This window comes from Corynebacterium jeddahense, from assembly GCF_028609865.1.
GTDB classification, from domain to species: domain Bacteria; phylum Actinomycetota; class Actinomycetes; order Mycobacteriales; family Mycobacteriaceae; genus Corynebacterium; species Corynebacterium jeddahense.
The window spans coordinates 513,968-536,240 of sequence record NZ_CP063194.1; the positions used below are offsets into that span (position 1 = coordinate 513,968).

Annotated in this window: 23 protein-coding genes and 2 pseudogenes; 16 read left to right on the forward strand and 9 right to left on the reverse strand. The window is 58.8% G+C overall.

Annotated elements, in window-relative coordinates; genetic code table 11:
- The first annotated feature begins 7 nt into the window (after window positions 1-7).
- A complete protein-coding gene (locus tag CJEDD_RS02525; protein WP_042407149.1) occupies window positions 8-709 on the forward strand; it encodes a TetR/AcrR family transcriptional regulator in 702 nt (233 codons plus the stop codon).
- Between the two features lie 11 nt (window positions 710-720).
- Here CJEDD_RS02525 and CJEDD_RS02530 read toward each other — a convergent pair whose 3' ends face one another.
- Window positions 721-2,043 carry an O-acetylhomoserine/O-acetylserine sulfhydrylase gene (locus CJEDD_RS02530; RefSeq protein ID WP_042407146.1) on the reverse strand — a complete coding sequence of 441 codons (1,323 nt, stop codon included), beginning with the start codon at window positions 2,041-2,043 and terminating at the stop codon, window positions 721-723.
- A gap of 204 nt (window positions 2,044-2,247) precedes the next feature.
- Between CJEDD_RS02530 and CJEDD_RS02535 the strand changes: the two genes are divergently transcribed.
- On the forward strand, window positions 2,248-2,454 hold the full coding sequence (locus CJEDD_RS02535) for a hypothetical protein (RefSeq protein WP_157034466.1): 207 nt from the start codon (window positions 2,248-2,250) through the stop codon (window positions 2,452-2,454).
- A 213-nt stretch (window positions 2,455-2,667) separates the two neighbouring features.
- Here CJEDD_RS02535 and CJEDD_RS02540 read toward each other — a convergent pair whose 3' ends face one another.
- Window positions 2,668-4,146, reverse strand: a complete 1,479-nt coding sequence (locus CJEDD_RS02540; protein WP_074432518.1) for an RNA-binding domain-containing protein — start codon at window positions 4,144-4,146, stop codon at window positions 2,668-2,670.
- Between the two features lie 314 nt (window positions 4,147-4,460).
- Window positions 4,461-4,802 (reverse strand): annotated as a pseudogene (locus CJEDD_RS02545) (NADP-dependent isocitrate dehydrogenase); the annotation flags it as partial.
- A gap of 227 nt (window positions 4,803-5,029) precedes the next feature.
- Here CJEDD_RS02545 and CJEDD_RS02550 point away from each other — a divergent pair.
- The 4 genes and pseudogenes from CJEDD_RS02550 to CJEDD_RS02565 form a co-directional block, all read left to right on the forward strand.
- On the forward strand, window positions 5,030-5,323 hold the full coding sequence (locus CJEDD_RS02550; RefSeq protein ID WP_074432517.1) for a lactococcin 972 family bacteriocin: 294 nt from the start codon (window positions 5,030-5,032) through the stop codon (window positions 5,321-5,323).
- Between the two features lie 69 nt (window positions 5,324-5,392).
- A complete protein-coding gene (locus tag CJEDD_RS02555) occupies window positions 5,393-7,315 on the forward strand; it encodes a hypothetical protein (protein ID WP_198132990.1) in 1,923 nt (640 codons plus the stop codon).
- Window positions 7,312-7,926, forward strand: a complete 615-nt coding sequence (ccmA, locus tag CJEDD_RS02560) for a heme ABC exporter ATP-binding protein CcmA (protein ID WP_074432516.1) — start codon at window positions 7,312-7,314, stop codon at window positions 7,924-7,926. The genes CJEDD_RS02555 and ccmA overlap by 4 nt, the downstream gene beginning before the upstream one ends.
- A gap of 274 nt (window positions 7,927-8,200) precedes the next feature.
- Window positions 8,201-9,181 (forward strand): annotated as a pseudogene (locus CJEDD_RS02565) (IS256 family transposase); the annotation flags it as partial.
- 668 nt (window positions 9,182-9,849) lie between these two features.
- On the opposite strand, the gene CJEDD_RS02570 reads toward CJEDD_RS02565, so the two are convergent.
- Complete coding sequence (locus tag CJEDD_RS02570; protein ID WP_273657485.1) at window positions 9,850-11,199, reverse strand: IS256 family transposase; 1,350 nt, start codon at window positions 11,197-11,199, stop codon at window positions 9,850-9,852.
- A gap of 5 nt (window positions 11,200-11,204) precedes the next feature.
- Between CJEDD_RS02570 and CJEDD_RS02575 the strand changes: the two genes are divergently transcribed.
- The 6 genes from CJEDD_RS02575 to CJEDD_RS02600 all read left to right on the forward strand — a co-directional run bounded on the left by CJEDD_RS02575 (window position 11,205) and on the right by CJEDD_RS02600 (window position 14,946).
- Window positions 11,205-12,017 (forward strand): L-tyrosine/L-tryptophan isonitrile synthase family protein, encoded by an 813-nt coding sequence (locus CJEDD_RS02575; RefSeq protein WP_273657598.1) that lies wholly within the window; start codon window positions 11,205-11,207, stop codon window positions 12,015-12,017.
- Entirely contained in the window at window positions 12,014-13,243 is a 1,230-nt protein-coding gene (locus tag CJEDD_RS02580) for an MFS transporter (protein WP_074432532.1), read from the forward strand. Before CJEDD_RS02575 ends, CJEDD_RS02580 begins: the two co-directional genes overlap by 4 nt.
- A gap of 20 nt (window positions 13,244-13,263) precedes the next feature.
- Entirely contained in the window at window positions 13,264-13,767 is a 504-nt protein-coding gene (locus CJEDD_RS02585) for a LexA family transcriptional regulator (RefSeq protein ID WP_232297719.1), read from the forward strand.
- A gap of 201 nt (window positions 13,768-13,968) precedes the next feature.
- Window positions 13,969-14,346 carry a hypothetical protein gene (locus CJEDD_RS02590; protein WP_198133002.1) on the forward strand — a complete coding sequence of 126 codons (378 nt, stop codon included), beginning with the start codon at window positions 13,969-13,971 and terminating at the stop codon, window positions 14,344-14,346.
- Window positions 14,347-14,568: 222 nt separating this feature from the next.
- The gene (locus tag CJEDD_RS02595; protein WP_269745001.1) at window positions 14,569-14,697 is read left to right on the forward strand and encodes a hypothetical protein; all 129 of its coding nucleotides are present in this window, start codon (window positions 14,569-14,571) and stop codon (window positions 14,695-14,697) included.
- Window positions 14,698-14,751: 54 nt separating this feature from the next.
- Window positions 14,752-14,946, forward strand: coding sequence for a hypothetical protein (locus CJEDD_RS02600; RefSeq protein WP_157034484.1), 195 nt, complete (start codon window positions 14,752-14,754; stop codon window positions 14,944-14,946).
- A gap of 318 nt (window positions 14,947-15,264) precedes the next feature.
- Here the strand turns inward: CJEDD_RS02600 and CJEDD_RS02605 are convergent, their stop codons facing one another.
- The gene (locus CJEDD_RS02605) at window positions 15,265-17,451 is read right to left on the reverse strand and encodes an NADP-dependent isocitrate dehydrogenase (protein ID WP_042407694.1); all 2,187 of its coding nucleotides are present in this window, start codon (window positions 17,449-17,451) and stop codon (window positions 15,265-15,267) included.
- A gap of 76 nt (window positions 17,452-17,527) precedes the next feature.
- Here CJEDD_RS02605 and CJEDD_RS02610 point away from each other — a divergent pair, with 76 nt between their 5' ends.
- Entirely contained in the window at window positions 17,528-18,433 is a 906-nt protein-coding gene (locus tag CJEDD_RS02610) for an exodeoxyribonuclease III (protein ID WP_042407690.1), read from the forward strand.
- Here the strand turns inward: CJEDD_RS02610 and CJEDD_RS02615 are convergent.
- Together CJEDD_RS02615 and CJEDD_RS02620 are read right to left on the reverse strand one after the other, a co-directional pair.
- Window positions 18,430-18,822, reverse strand: coding sequence for a type II toxin-antitoxin system VapC family toxin (locus tag CJEDD_RS02615; RefSeq protein WP_042407687.1), 393 nt, complete (start codon window positions 18,820-18,822; stop codon window positions 18,430-18,432). The genes CJEDD_RS02610 and CJEDD_RS02615 overlap by 4 nt on opposite strands.
- Window positions 18,822-19,079, reverse strand: coding sequence for a type II toxin-antitoxin system Phd/YefM family antitoxin (locus CJEDD_RS02620; RefSeq protein WP_042407686.1), 258 nt, complete (start codon window positions 19,077-19,079; stop codon window positions 18,822-18,824). Before CJEDD_RS02620 ends, CJEDD_RS02615 begins: the two co-directional genes overlap by 1 nt.
- A 99-nt stretch (window positions 19,080-19,178) precedes the next feature.
- Between CJEDD_RS02620 and bioB the strand changes: the two genes are divergently transcribed.
- Window positions 19,179-20,258: a biotin synthase BioB gene (gene bioB, locus CJEDD_RS02625; protein ID WP_042407685.1), complete on the forward strand. Its 1,080-nt coding sequence runs from the start codon at window positions 19,179-19,181 to the stop codon at window positions 20,256-20,258.
- 10 nt (window positions 20,259-20,268) lie between these two features.
- A complete protein-coding gene (bsaP, locus tag CJEDD_RS02630; protein ID WP_042407683.1) occupies window positions 20,269-20,472 on the forward strand; it encodes a biotin synthase auxiliary protein BsaP in 204 nt (67 codons plus the stop codon).
- A gap of 7 nt (window positions 20,473-20,479) precedes the next feature.
- Here bsaP and CJEDD_RS02635 read toward each other — a convergent pair whose 3' ends face one another.
- Together CJEDD_RS02635 and CJEDD_RS02640 are read right to left on the reverse strand one after the other, a co-directional pair.
- A complete protein-coding gene (locus tag CJEDD_RS02635; protein WP_232297718.1) occupies window positions 20,480-20,641 on the reverse strand; it encodes a hypothetical protein in 162 nt (53 codons plus the stop codon).
- Window positions 20,638-21,183 carry a hypothetical protein gene (locus CJEDD_RS02640; protein ID WP_157034483.1) on the reverse strand — a complete coding sequence of 182 codons (546 nt, stop codon included), beginning with the start codon at window positions 21,181-21,183 and terminating at the stop codon, window positions 20,638-20,640. The genes CJEDD_RS02635 and CJEDD_RS02640 overlap by 4 nt, the downstream gene beginning before the upstream one ends.
- A gap of 67 nt (window positions 21,184-21,250) precedes the next feature.
- Here CJEDD_RS02640 and trpS point away from each other — a divergent pair, with 67 nt between their 5' ends.
- The gene (gene trpS / locus CJEDD_RS02645) at window positions 21,251-22,258 is read left to right on the forward strand and encodes a tryptophan--tRNA ligase (RefSeq protein ID WP_042407681.1); all 1,008 of its coding nucleotides are present in this window, start codon (window positions 21,251-21,253) and stop codon (window positions 22,256-22,258) included.
- The last annotated feature ends 15 nt before the right edge of the window (window positions 22,259-22,273 follow it).

The following is a 22,273-nucleotide window of genomic DNA, read 5'->3' on the forward strand; positions in this document are numbered from 1 at the left end:
TGGCGACATGACCGTCGAGAAGCTAGGCCCACGAGCCCTGGCGAGGATCCAAACTGAGAAGCGGATCGAACAGCTTGCCTTTTCCCGTCTTGATGAAGGGGGCGTGGAGGCGGTGAACCTACGGGCAGTGGCACGCGACCTCGGGGTTAGTCCGTCGGCGCTTTACCGCTACATCCCCGATCGGGACGGGCTGCTGACTACGCTCATTGCCGCGTCGTACACGCAACTCGCTGATGCAGTGGAGTCGGAACTGGACGCGTTGGCGGAAGAGACGGCGGCGATAGACCGGTGCCGGGTGTTGGCGATGGCGATGCGACAATGGGCGCTGGTGTACCCGCAGAGATGGGCATTGATTTACGGCAGTCCCGTCGCCAACTTTCACGCTCCGGCGGAGGTGACAGGTGCGGCTGGCACGCGAGTGATCGGGCTGCTCGGCGGTCTTCTCCAGGACGCGCGGCCGGGCGGGACGGCGGGGGCCCGTGGCGACGTGTTGACCGAGGACCTCGATGCTATCGGGCGGGATGAGGCCCCCGGGTTGAGCTCGGACGTGGTGGAGCTGGGGATGGACCTGTGGGTGACGATCGTCGGGTTGATTTCTGCCGAAGTATTCGGCCACTTCGGCAGCGGTACGTTGCGCGATCCCGGGGAGTTTTTCCTACGTTCAGTAGCTCGCGCGCTGCGGGGGATTTTTGACGGGGTGCCCGGTTAGGCGCGGGGGCGTTACACCGCCGCGAAGCCGTGCTCGAGGTCAGCGATGATGTCCTCGACGTCCTCGATGCCCACCGACAGACGCACCGTGGCTTGGGTGATGCCGGCGCGCGCGAGGCCTGCGGCGTCGGACTGCGAGTGCGTCGTGGACGCCGGGTGGACCACCAGCGAGCGCACGTCGCCGATGTTGGCCAGGTTGGAGTGCAGCTTCAGCGCGTCGATGAACCTCCAGGCCGCGGTCTTGTCGTTCTGGTCGCCCGCGATGTCGAAGGAGAGCACCGAGCCGGTGTACTTCAGCCCCAGCTTCTCCTGCGTGGCCTTGTACGGCGAGCCCTCCAGGCCCGCGTAGTTGACCTTGGCCACCTTGTCGTGGGTGCTCAAGAACTCGGCGACCTGCTTCGCGTTCGCATTATGCTTTTCGACGCGCAACGCCAACGTATCGATACCCTGCAGCGCCACCCAGGCATTGAACGGGGAAATGGCTGCACCCGTGTCACGCAGCAGGCCGGCGCGGGCGCGCAACGCAAACGCCGGGGCGCCGAGGTCCGCGTACTTCAGGCCGTGGTACGCCGGGTCCGGGGTGGTAAACAGCGGGAAGACCGGCTCGCCGTCGCGCTCGACGGTCCAGTCGAACGTGCCGCCGTCCACAAGCGCGCCGCCGATGGCCGCGCCGTTGCCGGTGTAGAACTTCGTGGTGGAAAGGACCACGATGTCTGCGCCCAGCTCCAGCGGCCGGACGAGCGCCGCGGTGGCCATGGTGTTGTCCACAATCAAGGGGACCTGGTTCGCGTGGGCGACTTGGGCGACTGCCGGAATGTCCAGAATGTCCGCGATTGGGTTGCCGAACGTCTCGCCGTAGAACGCCTTGGTGTTGGGCTTGACGGCGGCCTGCCAGCTGGCCGGGTCGTCGGGGTTGTCCACGAACGTGAACTCGATGCCGAGCTTGGGCAGGGTGTGCAGGAAGAGGGTCTCCGTGCCGCCGTAGAGGCGTGGGGAGGTGACCACGTGGTCGCCGGCCTGGGCGAGGGTGAGAATCGCCGCGGTCTCGGCAGCCATGCCGGAAGCGAACGCGGTCGCCGCGACGCCGCCCTCGAGGGAAGCGAGACGGTCCTCGAGCGCCGACTGCGTCGGGTTGGTCAGGCGCGTGTAAATCGGGCCGGCGTCCGACAGGTTGAAGCGGTTCTCCGCGTGCTGCGCGTCATCGAAGACGTAGCTGGTGGTCATGTAAATTGGTTGGTTGCGCGCTCCGTAATCCTGGTCGACCTGCTGGCCGGCGTGGATCGCGCGGGTGCCGAAGGACCACTCATTCGCATTGGAATTGTCGTAGTTCGCCATGTGGGCAATGTAGCCCGCTTGGTCTTGCGTTGTGTACTAAGCGGTCTACTGCGGTTGTGTGGCCTGCCGGAACCGGTGAATCTAATTGGGGGGGACGGGAACTTTCGGCCCCTCAGGTGGAGACGAAAGGGGCTGGTTGTGAGGCCTAGCGTCTCGTAGGCTTCGCAGCAGATCGCCACATCGATGACCAGAAAGGGCACCACGTTGAACAAATCCACCGCCATCAGCATTGCCGCACTTGTGCTGCTCATCGCACTCATCGCTGCCGGGCTCGTGTTGAGCCAAAGCTATTTCAACGCCAAAGAGCTGCAGGTGCTTCTCGACGGCGCGGCAGCACAGGACATCGGCTACGAGGTCCAGATCCACAACCCATGGACAGGGCGATACTCGTTCTTCCCCGAAGTGGGGTAGGAACCACCAACATCGACGGCCGGCTGCAGGAAAACCCGCAGCCGGCCGTTTTTGGCTTGAAGGTCTCGAGCGGGCGCATGACAGGGTTCGGGGGGATCCCTCAACCCTGTCATAAGCAAGAAACAGTCAAGAAAACGTTTCTGCAGTTAAGAGAGTTATTTGAGCAATTTTAGGGCCGTTCTGGCACCCTTTTCCGGTTACGAAGCAAGAAAACTATTCGGCCCAGAAAGGGACGTAGCGGCGGTTGCGCGCTCCGGCATCCGGATCGTAGAGCCGGATGAGGCCTCTGTCCACAGTGGCGTTAATAAGTCGGGTCGCCTGGGAAGCCTGCGAATCCCTGAGTCCGAAGCGATTTCGTATCGATGTGTTGGTAACGGCGCGATTATCCAGAAATCCAAGACAGGCATGCTGGTAGACGGCTTCGATCTTTTCATCCGTAGTCATTAGGTTGAAGGGCCGGTAGGCACTCAGCGTTACGGTTGTTGTGCCGTTTGTGCGAACAAGTGCCGGTGGAAAATGCTCTGCCTCCAGCGAAGCAACGATTTTGTCCCAGCCGCTTCCACGTTGCTCTACGAAGTGTGCGAGACGAAGCGCTTCGCCGAGGTGTGCATTACGAGTTGTAGAAGCCGAGTCAATAAAACGCTGGGGATTGACCAGCGGTGTACCAGGATTGGTCACTTCGACGCGGTCGCTGAAAAGCTCAACGGTCAAGTATTGACCGCGTTGTTCCAGGTCTTGGTGCATGAGCGCATTCGCGAATACCTCGCGAAATGCAACCGTAGGTAGCAGCGGGGTTTCAATTCGGCGGCCGTTTGGATCGATAGTCTCTCCACCGGGTCTCAACGTATTCACCAACGTCACGATCTGGCTAAACGACGTGGCGTATCCCTCGTCAAACTCCCACTCTCGTTGCAGTTGAGTCCTTGATGTGTCACCGAAGAGCATCACTCGTGGGGCCAAACCGGCGAGGTGTGGGAAGTCGTTGAGCGAGCGCGCGTACATCAGCGCAGACCAGGCTGGAATACACCAGCCCAATTCGTGAGAATATGTGATCGCTTCCGCTGCTCGCATCGTGTCGATGAGGGCATTGCCAACATTGCGTGGCAGTTCCGGCCGGTTGGTAAAGAATGCCTCAGAAGAGAGAAGCGCGGTGATCTCTTCGGGCTCGAGACCGTCCGCGGCGTTGCTGGTTTCAAACTCGAATTGGTTGAGCTTTCTCCACAACTCGCGCTCGCGATCTGGAAAGTCCATTAGGTTTTTGGTGTAACTGCCCTGTCGGAAGTAACGGGCTCCGTCGTAGGCGTAAGGGGCCGAGAAGGCAGCCGGAATCCGGAGAAGAACCACGGTTTTGCCTTCGATTGTGACCGACTCGAAGGAGATCGTCGGCGTGGGGGAAATTACACGCTGCAGCCAGGGAAAAAGATCTTCGTTGCCTTTCCCTTTCACTATCTCCCATTGGAACGAAGTACCTACGAATTCATGCGTATCACTTACACCCCAGATCAGGTAGCCAGCTGGTTCATCATGAAGACGTGCTGAGTTGCCTAACGCGCAGACATACTTGGCGATTTCCGGGCCGGTCGTTGCGCTGTTTTCCTTAAACTCCAACCAGGGGAGTTCCGCAGGCAAATCGACGAATCGTTGGATCCTAGCGATGAGTTGAGGCTCCGGCGTGGAGTTGAGTGGCGACATGCCTCAAGTATCCCCCTAAAACCGGGCCACAAGCAAGAAACAGGCAAGAAAACGTTCCTGCAGGTAAGAGAGTTTTTGGAGGGATTTAAGGGCCGTTCTGGCGCCCTTTACCGGTTACGAAGCAAGAAAACTACTCGGCCCGGCCACCGCAAGCGGAGTGACCATTTTGGGCGTGGAGGAGGAGACCGGGCTGAACGAAAACCGGCTGGTCGGGGGATGAAACCCCGGGCCAGCCGGTCATTCAAAGGCGACGGCCCAGGTACGCTACCAGGACCGGCGTCCGAGCCGGCGGCCCGGACGGTCAACCTTGAGGGTTACTTCAGGCCGTCGATGATGCGGTTGAAGGTCTCGGACGGGCGCATGACGGCGTTGGCCTTGGCGTCGTCCGGCCAGTAGTAGCCGCCGAGGTCGGCGGGCTCACCTTGGGCGTCGAGAAGCTCGCGGTCGATCTGCTCGGCGTTCTCGCGCAGCTCGGCCGCGATCGGCTCGAAGGTGGAAGCCAGCTCAGAATCCTCGGTCTGGGCGGCGAGTGCCTCTGCCCAGTAGAGGGAGAGCCAGAAGTGGGAGCCGCGGTCGTCGATCTCGCCGACCTTGCGGGACGGGGACTTGCCCTCCTCCAGCAGCTTCTCGGTGGCCTGGTCCCGCGCAGCCGTGAGGGCGCCGACGTGCTCAGGTAGATGAAGGCTCGTCGAAGCGGTACAGATGCGTGAGCAGCCGTCGCTGCACCGTGCCTGGGAACCCAAACTTGGCAAGATGTAGAGATTGGGTAGGGTTGCAAATCACAAAGGTAGGTTTTCCTACTTGTATCACACAAATTCGAATTTGATAATTGGATCACGGCGGAAGTACCTCCGCTTCTGAATACCTACCGAAGGGAGGAACCATGAAAATTCAAAATCGAAACCGCATCACTGGTGCAGTTTTGGCGGGTGCGTTGACCCTTGCCGGCACGGGTGTTGCTGGGGCGACGATTGTCAGCATTGACGGAGGAACCTGGGATTATGGCAGTGATTCTTCCACAGTGTGGTCCCACTACTTTCACAACGGCGTCCCGCATGGCTCTACAGCTGTTGGGAAGTTTCGGTCAGATAGCGGCTGTGTGAACAAGAACGTGTGGTCACGCGCCACTGCTCCGCGCAAGGGAATTGGCAATGAGTCCTTCTACCGCCATTGCTAGAGCATGTCTCTTCTGAAATCAGGCCTATTAGCCGTGGGGATATTCGCCACGGCTATTCTGGCCACTACCGTGGCTTTCCTCGGCGCGAGTCTCTACTCAACGATCGATGGTCACCTGGGTGAGTACGGGGTACAGGTGGAATCAGATCGCACCGCTTCGGAGCGCGCGAGTTTCTATTCCGAGCTGGCCGACTTTGCGCGAAGTAATGACTTCGATATCGCGATTAACTACTCGTCGCTCGCTGTCTCTGGTGGTGAGCAGCGAGTCTACTCATCCTCGCTTCCGCCTGACGGCGGTCGGATGGAACGGCCGCGCTTTGAACGCGGGGAAGTTGACATATTTTATCCGCTGGAAGACTTTCCATACCCTGATCCGAGGCAACCTCTCCATATCAAAGGGTCTGCGACGGACGAGCAGCACTTGCTGCGGTGGTTAGCCGAACAGGGGCTCGACGGGGTGCCTCTTACCCGTTACTTCTCCGAAATCTTTGCATCTTCGACAATTCCCATTCTGCTGATCTTATCTGTGCTCCTGTGTCTGGTACTAGGCGCGGGCCATGTCCTTGCCCGCTCGCGGGAGGTCGGTGTTCATCGACTACTAGGGCTCAGCGTCGCAGAAACGACCTGTATTGAAATTCAGCGCCAAAGATTCGCGCTTACGATCGCCTACCTCGGAGTCCCACTGCTTGTTGCTGGCCTTCTTTACGCCTACAACGGGTGGGCGGAGAGCTGGGTATTTTGGAGAATTTATTTCACGATCAGCGTGATTCTGTCAGTGTGTTTGCTCGTTGGTTACCTGGGTGGGCAGTTTCTGGTTCGCAGGACATCGATACCTCAATCCATCAAGGGCAAGATCCACGCGCGGCCAATTCTCTATTCCCTGACCGTCGTCCGCGGCGTGACCCTGGTTGCTGCGCTCAGCGTGGTTGCAACCCTGGTCGGGTTTACGGCGGAACTTGAGGCGCGTCACCGCTTGCAGGGGGCGTGGGATATGCACCGTGGGCCGCAAGAGTTGGCGCTAAACGTCAACACCGCCTTCGAAGATTGGTCAGATACAGAGACTGCAGTGCCGTTCCGGGTTGCTGACGAGGCGGGAGACGTACTCCTCGTTGATCCTTATTGGATTACATGGCCCGTGGAATTAGAGGCACCAGTTCTATTGGTGAACCAGGAATTCGCGCTACAGGCGGGAATGTCGATGTTGGAAGGTGCTGTTGTGACGGTCTGCTCACCGGGGGAGTTGTCTGTGCACTCGAGAAACGTGATCGAGGAATCGCTCGAGTTCGAGGCTGGCTACACCAATGAACCAGCACCCGAGATAGAGTGGCGCGAAAGCTGTAGCTTGGGCTCGGTATTCACTTACGATGTTGAGTACCGTCCGCAAGTAGAGAACCCGATTCTCGTCATCCTTCCGCGTGGCCTCGCTCCGTTGGGGGACCACAACTTGATGTCAAAGGTAGCCCAGCAAGTCCTTCTCACTGCCTCCCCTGATGTGCCTTCGAAAATGTTGAAGGGTGCCACCGGGAACACACTTGCTTTTTCTAGGCCGCGTGAAGACTCATGGCAGGCGAGCATTCGCACCGCCGAGCAGAATGTGGCTCTGTGGGGGCTAAATGGTTTTGCATCAGTCCTGCTTGTGACGGTCTTGGTCGGAGCCACTATCCTGACTTTTCGTCTTACTTACCGGCGCAAAATTCACGTTGCCTATGTTTGTGGGCGAAGCCCTTGGTGGGTTGCAAAAGAAGCAGTAGCTTTCGAAGTTGCATTTTTCCTAGCCATGATTGGCTGGCTGCTCTATAAGGTTCGCGATCATTGGATTCAAGCCGAGAGCCGCGTACCGTCAACTTGGAGTATCGGGTTTGAAAATCAATGGACACCATCCACCATTTTCGCAGTAGTAGGTTTCGGCGCAGTATGGTTCGTGGTTTCTGTGGGGTTGATGCACAAAGCTGCGTCGCAGTGGGATGCTAGAGGAGATGCGGAACCGCAATGACAATTCAGGTAAACGAAGTATCCTGCGCATTTGGCGAGCGGACGATTTTGCAAGCTTTCACAGCCACGTTTAGGGCAGGTCGAATCACGGCGCTTACGGGGCCCTCCGGCAGCGGCAAAACAACCTTGCTCAATATGTTAGGTGGGCTGACTACGCCGGATTCGGGGACGATCGAGTTCGAGGGGCTCGACATTGCATCTATGAATTCGCGCGCACGTCGCAAATTTCGGCGAGCAAACGTCGGGTATCTGTTTCAGGACTACGGTTTGGTCTCCGATCTTTCTGTGATCGAGAACATCAAGATCGCTGTTCCCCGCGTCTCCCGCGAAACAATGGAGTCGGCGCTGAATGAAGTCGGACTTGGCGGATCCGAGAAGCGAACGGTGAGCGAACTTTCTGGTGGTGAGCAACAACGCATCGCTTTGGCACGACTCATTCTCGCGCAGCCGAAAATAGTGTTAGCAGATGAGCCAACCGGAGCCCTCGATAAAGCAAATGCGCAACTCGTTCTTAAACATCTACGCCATTTTGCTCAGGAAGGCGCAGTAGTCGTCGTAGCCACCCATTCTGCGTTTATTTCAAATAATTCAGATGAGGTAGTGGAGCTCTGATGTAGCGGAAACAAATAGCTGGGATCGAGCGTCACCCCTGTACTTGTCGGATGCGCAGTCGTTTGGTGACGCGTAGGCAGCACCTAGCGACTACGGGAGGGGTGGCGTTTGGGAATGGAAGGCGAGACTGGGCTGATCAACGTGGTTGTCTCGGTCGGGCACAGCGTTTCCCAGCCGGCTAACGCCGGTGGCGAGACCTTCCTCGTACTCAAGACGATCCAGGTCACCATGAACGGTCTCGTCATCGCCCTGCGCAACGCAGGGGAGGTTGTCTGCTCACCGGCTCACAGAACTCGACGACATGATCGTCTCGCTCTACGCCGGTGGGATGACCGTGCGCGATATTCAGCACCATTTAGCGACCACCCTTGGGGTGGATATGAGCCCGGATACGATCAGCACCATTACCGATGCGGTCTTGGAAGAGGTCATGATCTGGCAGAACCGTCAGCTCGACGAGTTTTACCCGGTGATCTTCCTCGACGCACTCCGAGTCAAGATCCGTGATGGCCACCGCGTGGTCAACAAGGCCTGATATATGGCTGTCGGTGTGGACATCGACGGCATCAAGCACATCCTGGGATTGTGGATCGCGGAAAATGAAGGTGCTGCATTCTGGGCATCGGTGTGCGCGGATCTGGCCAACCGTGGCGTCCAGGACGTGTTCATTGTCTGCTGCGACGGGCTCAAAGGCCTGCCAGAAGCCGTGGAGGCAACCTGGCCGAATTCGATGGTGCAGACCTGTATTGTGCACCTGATTCGGGCTGCGAACCGGTGGGTGTCGTATCAGGACCGCAAATCTGTCTCCCGTGCGCTGCGTGAGGTCTACACGGCCGCCAACGAAGACACCGCGCGAGCCAGCCTGGTTGCTTTCGAGGCCAGTGAACTAGGCCGTAAATACCCGCAGTCGGTCAAAGTTTGGCGTGATGCGTGGGAGCGGTTCGTGCCGTTTCTGCAGTTCCCGCCGGCGGCACGCCGGGCGCTCTACACCACCAATTCAATCGAGTCGCTCAATGCTGAATTGCGTAAAGCTACCCGTAACCGGGGCCAATTCCCGAACGATACTGCGGCGCTGAAAACGCTGTGGCTGATGATCTGCAACATCGAAGACAAGCGCGCCGCCCAGCGCGCGAGGAAAGCGAAGCGCGACATTGAATGCAACGGCTATATTGAAGGAGCGAAAGCCACCGGGTGGAAACAAGCCATCAACCAACTAGCCGTGGCTTACCCCGACCGATTAGCGGACTACTTGTAAACCAAGCCCCCGCACACAAATAATCGGACACTCTCAGCAATTGGATCTGGCACTAAAACTCTCCAACCCAAAGAAAACTGGCACAATCCTACAGATCCAGGGGGGTCGACGACCGACTGAGGCGACTGCAGACTAGCATACGGCCCCAATACCAAGCAAAACTCACACCACAACTCCATTTTGCGGGAGGCTACCTAATGGATAAGTCAAACTTCTCAAATGTGAAACTCTCTGAAGAGTTCTTTCATATTTCTTTCACTCCCACCAATTGGCTTACGGACCCCTGGAAGTGCATCGAAGCGACTGAGAGACCCGACCCGACTCGGCCGTGCTCGAAACATTCGACACTGAGAAATTCAAGGAGAACTACTCCCGAAAGGCAGCTGTCCTTTCGGATGTAAGAAGCAGTCTTTCAGGAAATATTGTCGACGACATCATTATTATCATGGAGCACGAAAGGTTTCTAAAAGGACCGAAAGGCAACCTTCTCCATGATGGAGTGACGAACCGTGCCAAAATCGAAACTGCAGTAACCAACGGGGTCCCTATAGAAATTGTCATCCCTTCATTTGCGGGTCGCCCACATAATCCTGCAGCTCATAAGCGAGTAGCTCCCGACTTAGGTGAAATGTAGAGAGTGTCCGATTCTTTGTGCGCGGGGGTTTGGTTTACAAGTAGTCCGCGAATCGGTCGGGGTAAGCCACGGCTAGTTGGTTGATGGCTTGTTTCCACCCGGTGGCTTTCGCTCCTTCAATATAGCCGTTGCATTCAATCTCGCGCTTCGCTTTCCTCGCTCGCTGGGCGGCGCGCTTGTCTTCGATGTTGCAGATCATCAGCCACAGCGTTTTCAGCGCCGCAGTATCGTTCGGGAATTGGCCCCGGTTACGGGTAGCTTTACGCAATTCAGCATTGAGCGACTCGATCGAATTCGTGGTGTAGAGCACCCGTCGTGCCGCCGGCGGGAACTGCAGAAACGGCACGAACCGCTCCCACGCATCACGCCAAACTTTGACCGACTGCGGGTATTTCCGGCCGAGTTCACTGGTCTCGAACGCATCCAGGCTGGCACGTGCGGTGTCTTCGTTGGCGGCCGTGTAGACCTCACGCAGCGCACGGGAAACTCCCTTGCGGTCCTGATACGACACCCACCGGTTCGCAGCCCGAATCAGGTGCACAATGCAGGTCTGCACCATCGAATTCGGCCAGGTTGCCTCGACAGCTTCCGGCAAGCCTTTGAGTCCGTCGCAGCACACGATGAACACGTCCTGGACACCGCGGTTGGCCAGATCCGCGCACACCGATGCCCAGAATGCAGCGCCTTCATTGTCCGCGATCCACAATCCCAGGATGTGCTTGATGCCGTCCATGTCGACACCAACCGCCATGTAGCAAGCCTTGTTGACCACGCGGTGGCCATCACGGATCTTCACGCGCAGCGCGTCGAGGAAGATCACCGGGTAAAACTCATCGAGCTGACGGTTCTGCCAGATCATGACCTCTTCCAAGACCGCATCGGTAATGGTGCTGATCGTATCCGGGCTCATATCCACCCCAAGGGTGGTCGCTAAATGGTGCTGAATATCGCGCACGGTCATCCCGCCGGCGTACAGCGAGACGATCATGTCGTCGAGCTCTGTGAGTCGGCGTGCACCTTTCGGCACCATCCGGGGAGTAAACGTGCCGGCACGATCCCTGGGCACAGTCACTTCCACCGGGCCGTAGCCAGAATCGACGGTCTTGGTGTACGACCCGTTGCGGTGATTGCTGCCCCGCCCGGTTTCCACCTGGGCTTTCGCCTTGCGGTCGGAATGGCCGTAACCCAAATGCGCATCCATCTCCGCCTGCAAACCAGCGTTGATCGATGCCTGCAGCAAGCCTTTGACCAGCTCGCTTGCATCATCAGCCGAGGTCGACAGTTCACTGATCAAACTGGCGAGCTCAGGATTTTCCATCAGCTTCTCGCTGATCTCGTTGACCCTCGCCGGGTCATGGTTCTTCTTCGGTGACACCGTAGTCATTATCGGTGAAACTCCTTCTCAATCAGAGCCTCACACACAAACTTCCTGACACCCTCGAAATGTATGCTCTTCTCTATCTCTTAGATATTTCAGATGCCGTGAGAGAAGTGTATCCACCAGGACTACTGTTTACACTCATTCTTGACGGAACAATTTATCGACCTTTCTACGGGTACGCCCACAATGAAGCTGTCCCCTACGAGGAGAACCTAAACCGGCAGATTTCAGCACTTGAAGCAGAAAATTCTCTGCGAACTACCGATATGTGGCCCATCTACCAAGAACGAAAGAATGAAGCCGCTGCGATCGAAGTAGAAGTAAGAGAGCTCGTTTCGAGTCAGTGGAATGATCACGACCTTCCCGCCAGGCAAGATCTAATTGCCGCCCTTCGCCAGGGGGTTGAAACCACTCCCATAACTGTAGCTCTGATTGAGATGTACAAGAGTGGGTCTTACAAGAATGTTGACCTAGATAGTTTCTTCATTCGCGCAGAAAAGGCCCTTCTCAAGAGAGCAGAGCACGCCGCGTTCGAATACACCGTGCTTCTGACCATTATGCGTAGACTCGACCTGGTAATGACCGCATTCCCAGATGCTATCCGTGGAACAGTGCACCCTAAGCCAGATCAGTACTCTCCCATTATGCGCGATGCCAAAACTGTGATTTCCCCTTGGCATGGCACAGCGATCGTCCGTCTAGATGGCTCCATCGTAACGGAGTATGAGGCTATTGTTTTTCAAGAGCCAGAGCGCTATAAAGCATGGTTTGTAAGGGGAGATGAAGCCCCCTTCTACTATGAAGAAATCAAACTGCCTTGATCAAACTTCCGAAAAGTTCGACGAAAAGCACCCTTGGGTTAATCTGGCCGATAGTTGCCACCCAAATCTGCGTATCCGCCGCGGTGGGACTAAATCTTACTATCGCCGCACTTGCAGCCGTTGAGGTTACAGGCAAGGAATCATTAGGGGGACTAGCCCAGACAAGCACCATCTTAGGTGCCACATTTATTACCATAACGGCAACGAGAATCAGCATCCTCAAGGATAGGCTGTTTGCACTACGATGCACTATTGGTGTGGCTGCACTGGGATCTCTCGTTGCACACTTTGCCATCTCTACTAAAGGCTCCAGCGGATGGCTTCTCTTCGTTGGACTATTTCTCCTTGGCGGTGGCACGGTAAGCGCACTTATTTCTCGCTTTACAGCCACTGAGAAAATCGGGCAAAATCAACAGGCCGCATCTGCAGTTGGCATAGTACTTTTTGGCTCCGCGATAGGCTCTGTAATAGGTCCAAATATATATGGCCTCATCTCTCTAAACGTCGAATCACCGATGGAATGGGCATTCGTCGGGTCTGCTCTAACCTTCATTGTTGGACTGCTGGCCCTATCTTTTGAGAGGCGTCAAAGCTACACATCGGGGACCCCACGCTCGACTGCCTCTTTAGAATCAGGACGTCTCATATGGAAGCAATCCTATGTTTTTATATTCGCCACCGGCATCATTGCCCATGCATCAATGATTAGCCTGATGACAATGGCACCCATTTACACTGATAGAGTTTTTGGTCCGTCTAAATCTGGAATCGTGATGACAGCTCACCTACTCGGCATGTATGCCATCGGACCTTTTGTGAGTTCTAGCCTTAATCGGTTCGGACTCATTAAGACGATTTCGTGGGGAGCAACCGCCTTTCTAATCTCGATTTTTCTCTTAGTTTTTCTGCATAGCTCTTTTATCCTGTTTACTGTGGGTCTCTTTGGAATCGGAGTGTTTTGGTCGGTAGGTATGATAATCTCCTCCACCCTTGCCTCTAAGATTGATGACACGGACCAGCGCATGGCGCTCCAGGGCAGACTGGATCTGACCATAAATATTGCAGCGGGCGTAAGCTCTACCCTGTCTGGCATCTTAGTGACCATGATCGGATATCCACTGCTTGCGGGGCTAGTCTTCGCTTTTGCATTCCTTGCTTTCGTTTCCGTATTTTCACTGAAACCGCCTCAGATCGAAAGGGCAGATACACCACTAACTAGGACTTGACCCGTGCAGCAGGACAGCGCATGACCGACGCTGCGATCATCGACGCCTACGAACAGGCCTACAACACCGCACAACGCTTCGGAGCTGATGGGCGTGACGACGAAATGCCGCCGATGCGCGACCGCCAAACAATGGCCCGCCGCGTGCGCGGCTACGTCACGCAGTCCAAGAGCGGCTCATACACAAGTACATCCGCCCCGGGACGCGCGACAAGCTCAGAACGCAAAGCCCTCGCCACAATGGGCCGCAAAGGCGGAAAGAAAGCCGCAGAACGATGGACAACCGATCCAAACGGGGAATACGCCCAAGCCCAGCGTGCCACGATGAAGAAGACCCACCGAAAAAAGAAAGTCCAGGGAACGAGTAACCGCCAGAAGGTTGGCCAATTCGTAAACGAGTATTGGATCGAGACTGGACGCTTGCCAACGTGGAGAGAGATTCAGACGGAGACAGGGTTCTCCCGGGCTACGGTCGCGCGACACGTTGCCGCACTCAAGGAAGCAGACGAGTGGCCTGATCTGTAGGGGTCTCACACCGTAAGCAATATACGGTTCCCCTGCCGTGAGGCAGTGGGTGGAGAAGAACTTGCTTTAAAGAAGTTTTGGGTAGCGAAAGACCCGGGGAGCTATAGGGGGAGTGCTCAACCCAGGCCCTCTAGGGTAGGTATTTTTGGAGAGGATCTGAGGCGCTATTCCATATCTGGCGCCAGCTAGGATGAGTCCGTGGTGACTAAACGCTCATATATGTCTCTGACTGAAGAGGTCTTCCTCTATGCGACAGACCACGATTTGGAATATGCTGCAGAGCAGGTCGTCAAGGCGATACGATCTAAAATCCCCTTAGTGGGTGAACCGACCGTAGAGTCTACCGCACTTGCGGTAGATGAATTTGATCTAGAACGTCAATGGATCGATGATTTCGGTACTCCCGTAAATCCAGAAGTGCTAAACCTAAATAGAGTCAAGATCTCTTTTATGGCCGCATCTACCCACGAAGAAATCGAGCACATTGGTGAAGCCATCTACTCTACGATTAGGGAACTTAGTCGTAGAAGGAAAATAGCCTACTTCAGTATGCTGAGTGAGTGCTCTAACGGGGAGTGATCCTGACGGCACAGTGTCACTAAATACGGTTGCGTCCCTTAGTGTGGTGTAACGCTTGCTGACGGTGGCCGCCCCTGCATTTCCCAGGGCCCACCATCAGCAAGCGTCACACCAAACTAAGGGACACAACCTTGGCTTGGGCAGAAGTCTGGTTCAACGAGCGCTGACAAACGCGGAAACCTGAGAAGATAAGACGCACCACAACCGCGAGCGTTCCCGGAAGTGGACCTTGACAATGGCGTGTTTGAGAATGTGCGGGCTCAGCTCAATGCATTGAGCGAAAGCGAGGTGGATGAGATTCTCGTGGCCAATGGCTACGACCCGGTGCAGCTACGCGATGCTGAAGCATAGGCAACTGCCAACGTTGCTCCCATCGTCTGGGGCGCTGGAGTTACGATTGCCTCGTTGGTTGCCGGTGCGTTGATTTCTACTGCGACGTACTTCAATCACCAGGAAAAGATGAAGCTCATCGACGAATGCGGACGGGCCTCCGGCTATCCCGAGGTAGATTCGCGTGACAGCGGAGGGGTGGATGGCACCACCGACGCCTATGAAGCCCAGGCAGCTGGCGGCTACAAATTTCAGTGCAGGAAGCGCTAGCGCACCACCCACACTGGAAAGGACCCACTATGAACCGCACCACAGCCGTGAACGTGATTGCACTCGTGCTTTTATCGCATTCATTGTGGCTGGGCTCGTGTTGAGCAAGAGCTACTTCAATGCGAAGGAGCTGCAGGCGCTCCTTGACGGCGCCGCTGAGCAGGGAATCGGCTACGAAGTCCAAATTCATAACCCCTGGACCGGGGATTACTCCTTTCACCCCGAGGCGAGATAGCCGCGCGGGCGAACTACAGTGCAACAAAAACGGCCGGTGCCGGGGCGCGAACCCCCGACATCGGCCGATCTCAGATCAGCGAGCTACTTCTCCAGTTCGTCGATGATCTTGTTGAAGGTTGCGGACGGGCGCATGACCGCGGAGGTCTTTTCCTCGTCCGGCCAGTAGTAGCCGCCGAGGTCGGCGGCGCCACCCTGGGCGTCGAGAAGCTCGCGGTCGATCTGCTCGGCGTTGTCGCGCAGATCCTTCGCGATCGGGCCGAAGACCTCAGCCAGCTCGGAGTCCTCGGTCTGGGCTGCCAGCGCCTCTGCCCAGTACAGGGAGAGCCAGAAGTGGGAGCCGCGGTCATCGATCTCGCCGACCTTGCGGGATGGGGACTTGCCCTCCTCCAGGAGCTTCTCGGTGGCCTGGTCCAGAGCGGAAGCCAGCACGCCAGCCTTGGCGTTGCCGTTGCGGTTGAGCTCGTGGCGGAAGGACTCGGCAAGCGCGAGGTACTCACCCAGGGAATCCCAGCGCAGGTGGTTCTCCTCCTCAACCTGCTGGACGTGCTTCGGGGCGGAGCCGCCGGCACCGGTCTCGAACAGGCCACCGCCGGCCATCAGCGGCACGACGGAGAGCATCTTCGCGCTGGTGCCCAGCTCGAGGATGGGGAAGAGGTCGGTGTTGTAGTCACGCAGCACGTTGCCGGTGACGGAAATGGTGTCCTCGCCGCGACGGATGCGCTCGACGGACTCCTTGGTGGCCTCGACCGGGGACTTGATCTCGATGTCAAGGCCGTCGGTGTCGTGGTCGGCCAGGTACTTCTTCACCAGCTCGATCATGTTGCGGTCGTGGCCGCGCTCCGGGTCGAGCCAGAAGATGGCCTTCATGCCGGACAGGCGGGCGCGCTCGACGGCGAGCTTGACCCAGTCCTGGATCGGGGCGTCCTTGGTCTGGCATGCGCGCCAGATGTCGCCTTCCTCAACCTGGTGCTCGATCAGCACATCGCCCGCGGAGTTCACAACCTGGACGGTGCCGTCGGCCGGGACCTTGAAGGTCTTGTCGTGAGAGCCGTACTCCTCAGCCTTCTTCGCCATCAGGCCCACGTTCGGCACAGTGCCCATCGTGGTGGGGTCGAAGGCGCCGTTTGCGCGGCAGTCGTCGATCACGGTCTGGTACACGCCGGCGTAGGAAGAATCCGGGATCACAGCCAGGGTGTCCTGCTCCTGGTCGTCCGCGTTCCACATGTGGCCGGAGGTGCGGATCATGGCCGGCATGGAGGCGTCGATGATCACGTCGGACGGCACGTGCAGGTTGGTGATCCCGCGCGAGGAGTTGACCATGGCAAGCGCCGGGCCGTCGTTAAGCTGCTGCTCGAATGCGGCGCGGATCTCCTCGCCGTTGTCCAGCTCGGACAGGCCGTCGAGGATGGCGCCGAGGCCGTTCTCGCCGTTCAGGCCGGCCGCAAGCAGCTCGGAGCCGTACTTGTCAAAGACCGGCTTGAAGTAGGCGCGCACGACGTGGCCGAAGATGATCGGGTCGGAGACCTTCATCATGGTCGCCTTCAGGTGCGCGGAGAAGAGCACGCCCTCCTCCTTGGCCTTCTGCACGGTGTCCAAAAGGAACTCGTCGAGTGCCTTCGCGGACATGAACGTGCCGTCGATGACCTCGCCCTGCTCCACCTTCAGACCGTCCTTGAGCACCTGCTCGGAGCCGTCAGCGGTGACGAGCTTGATCGTCAGCGTGTCCGCGGCGGGCATGATCACGGACTTCTCGTTGTGGCGGAAGTCGCCCGCGTCCATGGTGGCAACGTTGGTCTTGGAGTCGGAGGACCACTCGCCCATGGAGTGCGGGTGCTTCTTCGTGTAGTTCTTCACGGCCTCCGGCGCGCGGCGGTCGGAGTTGCCCTCGCGCAGCACCGGGTTCACGGCGGAGCCCTTCACCGCGTCGTACTTCTCCTGCGCATCCTCGTAATCCGGGATGTCGAAGCCGGCCGCCTGCAGCTCGGCGATGGCCTTCTTCAGCTGGACCAGGGAGGCGGAGATGTTCGGCAGCTTGATGATGTTCGCTTCCGGCGTCTTCGCCAGCTCACCCAGCTGGGTCAGCGCGTCGTCGACCTTCTTATCGCCCAGGCGCTCCGGGAACTGCGCGAGGATGCGGCCAGCGAGCGAAATGTCGGCGGTGTCGACATCGATACCGGCGCGCGACGCGAACGCCTCGACGATCGGCTTCAGGGAGTACGTCGCAAGCAGCGGCGCTTCGTCGGTGCGGGTCCAGATGATCGTAGACATAGGTCTCCTCTAAGTATGCGTTCAGAGTTCAGCCCCCAAGCGTACCGCGTCGCCTCCCCCGGTATGGTGCAAACGCATGACACTCACCATCGCGTCGGTCAACGTCAACGGCATCCGCGCAGCCACCAAAGTGCGCAACGAAGACAACATGGGCATGCTTGCATGGCTCGCCGAAACCCCTGCCGACGTGGTGTTGATGCAGGAAGTCCGCGCCACCGAAAAGGAGGCGACCGCGGCGCTCGCGCTCGCCCTCGAGCGCGGCTGGCACCTCGAGGTCGCCCCCGCCGCCGCAAAGGGCCGCGCCGGCGTCGGCATCCTCTCGCGCACCCCGCTTCACGACGTCACCTCCGGCATCCCCCAATTCGAAAACAGCGGACGCTTCATCGCCGGCACGCTTGACGACGGCACCCGGGTCGCCTCCCTCTACCTCCCATCCGGCTCGGCGGGCACAGCGAAACAGGACGAGAAGTACCGCTTTCTGGACGAATTCGAACCGCTCTTAGAACAGTGGGCGGGGGAGTACCCCGACATGGTCATCGGCGGGGACTGGAACATCTGCCACCGCCGCGAGGACCTGAAGAACTGGAAGACGAACCACAAGAAATCCGGGTTCCTGCCGCACGAGCGCGCGTTCATGGACGCGGTGTTCGGGTGCTTCCCGGACGACGAGGCCCAGGACCTGGACCTGAAATCGGCCGAGGGGTGGGCTGGGGCAGTGGAGTATGCGGCCGGAGGTCGTCGGCAAGCAAACTGCTCTCCGCAGTGGTTCGACGTGGCGCGAAGGCTGCAGCCGGACGACGCCCCGTACACGTGGTGGACGTTCCGCGGACAGGCCTTCAACAACAACGCGGGCTGGCGAATCGACGTGCAGGCTGCGACCGCGAACATGATGGAGCGGGCGCAACGCACGTGGGTGGACAAGGCGCCGACGGTGGAACAGCGCTGGTCGGACCACTCGCCGCTTCTGGTGGAGTACCGCTAAATTCCGGGGGAGAGTGCTTCGATGCCTACCTCAGTGGCGGCTTCCAGCATGCGCTTGTCGTAGGTAATTACGGCGGAAGCGTCCAAGAGTAGCGCGCAAGCAAGGTGGATCGCGTCAAGGGATCTCAGATGTGCGCCGGGAAGGAGACCTGCTTGTCGGTAGACGGTGGCGTCAATCTCGTAGATGTCCAGGCTCGTCAGGAAAGTTGTGACGTCGCCTTGTTTGACCGCCGGATTACGCAACGCGGCTCTGCGCAGCTCGGTCTCAAGCAGAACAGATGACACCAACCGAGGTTGATCAGTTTGGATGGCCAGAATCAGCGCGGACGATTCCCGCTCCTTGACAATTAGCTTGGCTGCTGCGGAAGTATCCAGATACCAGGTCCCCATTAGTCGTCCCGCAGGCCTTCGAGCATCTCTGAGGTGGGCATCGAGCTTTCAACGAGCGTGTCCACATCCATGTTGAGGGCACGTGTGGCGGGCCGGAGACGAAGGCCTCGAGCTTCGGATTGGTCCGAAGGGACCTGGGTGATCAATGCCATCTCCTGCCCCCGGTTTGTCACGATGAAGTTCTCTCCGTCGGCGACGGCGTGAAGGATCTTCCCGCTTGAGTTGCGGAGTTCGCGGTGGGGGATGCGTGCAGTCATGCTACGAGCGTAGCACTTGGACCAATTGCTGAACACCGTTCAACCGGGGCGCTACACTGCGACACATTCCCTGTTGTTAAACGGCGTTCAGGAGTAACCATGACAGTGCCAACCGATTCCCGCGACATCCTCGACATCGCCCGCGAAAAGGCCCTTGATCAGGGCATCGGGCTGGCCCAGGAGGAAATCCTTCGGGTCCTGGAAATTGAGGACGACCGCCTCCAGGAGCTACTCGACCTCGCCCACCAGGTGCGCATCAAGCACTGCGGTGTTGATGTGTCGCTCGAGGGCATCATCTCGCTGAAGACCGGCGGCTGCCCCGAGGACTGCCACTTCTGCTCGCAGTCCGGCCTGTTCGAGTCCCCGGTACGCGCGGTGACGCTGGACATCGCTGAGCTCGTGGAGGCTGCGAAGCAGTCCGAGAAGATGGGCGCGTCCGAGTTCTGCATCGTCGCGGCCGTGAAGGGCCCGTCCCCGGAGCTGCTGGGCCAGGTTGCCGAGGCCGTCACCGCGATCCACGACGAGGTGGACATCTCCATCTCCGCCTCCCTCGGGATCCTCACCCGCGAGCAGGCGCACCAGCTCGCACAGATGGGCGTGAAGCGCTACAACCACAACTTCGAAACCGCCGAGTCCTTCTTCCCCAACGTGGTAACCACCCACACCTGGCAGGAGCGCAAGGACACCCTGGAAAACGTCCGCGCCGAGGGGATGGAGACCTGCTGCGGCGGCATCATCGGCCTGGGCGAAACGCTGGAGCAGCGCGCCGAATTCGCGGCTCAGCTCGCCGAGGTCGAACCGCACGAGGTGCCGATGAACTTCCTCGACCCGCGCCCGGGCACCCCGTTCGCGGACCGCCCGCTCGTGCCCCAGGGCGAGGCGCTGCGCGCCGTCGCCGCGTTCCGCTTGGCCATGCCGTCCACCCAGCTGCGCTTCGCGGGCGGCACGGAGCTCGCGCTTGGCGACGACGGTACCGAGGCCGGCCTCCTCGGCGGAGCCAACGCCATCATCGGCGGCAACTACCTGACCACGTTCGGCCGTCCGATGGAGAAGGACCGCGACGCCGTGGACCGGGTCATGGAGGGCGCGAAGCCGGGCATGAACCTGAACATCACGCCGGTGGGCGAGAAGGTCAACTCCGGCCACGGCGCGCTCTACGACACGATCAAGTCGCTGTAGCTTTCGGCTGATGAAAATTCCCGACAACACGAACCTCGCCGACGCCGTCCTGTCTGGCGAGGTCCCCTGGCCGCTCAACCCCGAGCGGCCCTACGACGCCCCCCGCATCTGCCCGCTGTGCGGGCGGCGCATGGTGGTGAAGATTTCCCCGATGGCGTGGGAGGCCGCGTGCTCGCGCCACGGCATCCTGCGCTCGGAGTGGGTGGAGCGGTAGGACGAGACTATGAATCAGCGAGGTCGCGAATCCGCTGGGTGATTACCACCTTGCCCTTGCCTTCGTCGTTTCGCTTGATAATCAGCTTTGCAGCAGCGATCTTCCCTTGGTCTCTCTTTACCGAGGAAGAGTTGGCGCGACGCTTCGGCTTAGGGGAGATTGTGGTCATTGTCGCGCCTCCTTTTGATCATGCGAACTCAAATTAGCTTCTTCGTCCCCTGATTGTAGTGAATCACCGTCGCCTTCCACTACGGCTTCCAGTATCTGGTCGATGAGAGCCTGTTGCTGTTCTCCTAGGAAAGGCAAACCATCGATTGAATCCAGCGTAGCCACACCTATTGCTACTGACGCGGGAGTGTTGGACGAACACAGTTCTGCTGCCCAGCGCAGATTTACGTACCACTCTTTTAATCGATCCTGCTGCACCTTCAGATCGTCTTGCCTACGCGTATCTCGAATGGTGTGATGCACTCCGGCCCAGGCAATTAATGCGGCGCCAATCGGACCCAAGAGTTTGCTTGCAAAGTCCAAGACCGCCTTGGCGCCGTCCGGAGTGCTTGCAGATAGCGCGACTGCATAGGCAATTGAGGTAAGAACCGATACGCTAGTAATTGCCCAGGGGAGAACCTGCCTCTTATATGTTTGCTCTTTTTCCGGCCTATTGCTCAAGTTTCCCCCTCCAAGAACCAGATGTTTGTGTGGTTCAGCCATTCAGAATACTGAAAGCTACGGCAAGCTTCCTTGAGGGGAATCACATCAGGCAAGTTAAACTACGGGCATGTCACAGCAACGCGTTCTTTCCGGAATCCAGCCCACCGCCGACTCCTACCACCTGGGCAACTACCTCGGGGCGCTGAAGCAGTGGATCGATCTGCAGGACGGCTACGAGGCGTTCTACTTCATCCCGGACCTCCACGCGATCACGGTGGACCAGAATCCGGAGGACCTGCGCAACCGCACGCTCGCGGGCTGCGCGCAGCTCATCGCGCTCGGCATCGACCCGGAGCGCTCCACCCTCTTCGTGCAGTCGCACGTGCCGGAGCACGCCGAGCTCACCTGGGTATTGCAGTGCCTCACCGGCTTCGGCGAGGCCAGCCGCATGACGCAGTTCAAGGACAAGTCCGCCAAGCAGGGCCAGGACCGCACCTCCGTGGGCCTGTTCACGTACCCCATGCTCATGGCCGCCGACATCCTCCTCTACTCCCCGCAGCTCGTGCCGGTGGGCGAGGACCAGCGCCAGCACCTCGAACTCACCCGCACCCTCGCGGAGCGCTTCAACACCCGCTACGGCGCGACGTTCACTGTGCCGGACGGGCTCATCGTTGAGGGCTCGGCGAAGATCTACGACCTGCAGGATCCCACGTCGAAGATGTCCAAGTCGGGCGCGAACCCGAAGGGCATCGTCAACCTGCTCGACGACCCGAAGGCCTCCGCCAAGCGCATCAAGTCCGCGGTGACGGACAACGACGGCGTCATCGCCTTCGACAAGGAGAACAAGCCGGGCGTGTCCAACCTCCTCGTCATCCAGTCCGCGCTCACTGGCAAGCCGATCGCGGACATCGTCGCTGGCTACGAGGGCCAGGGTTACGGCGCGCTCAAGGTGGACACTGCGGATGCGCTCGAAAGCTTTACGACGCCGCTTCGCGCCCGCTACGACGAACTCATGTCCGACCGCGGCGAGCTGGAATCTATCCTGGCCCGCGGCGCGGAGCGCGCCCGCGGCATCGCCTCGGAGCTGCTCGCGGACGTCTACGACAAGGTCGGATTCCTGGCACCCCGGAGGTAGCTCCCGCCGCCGCGC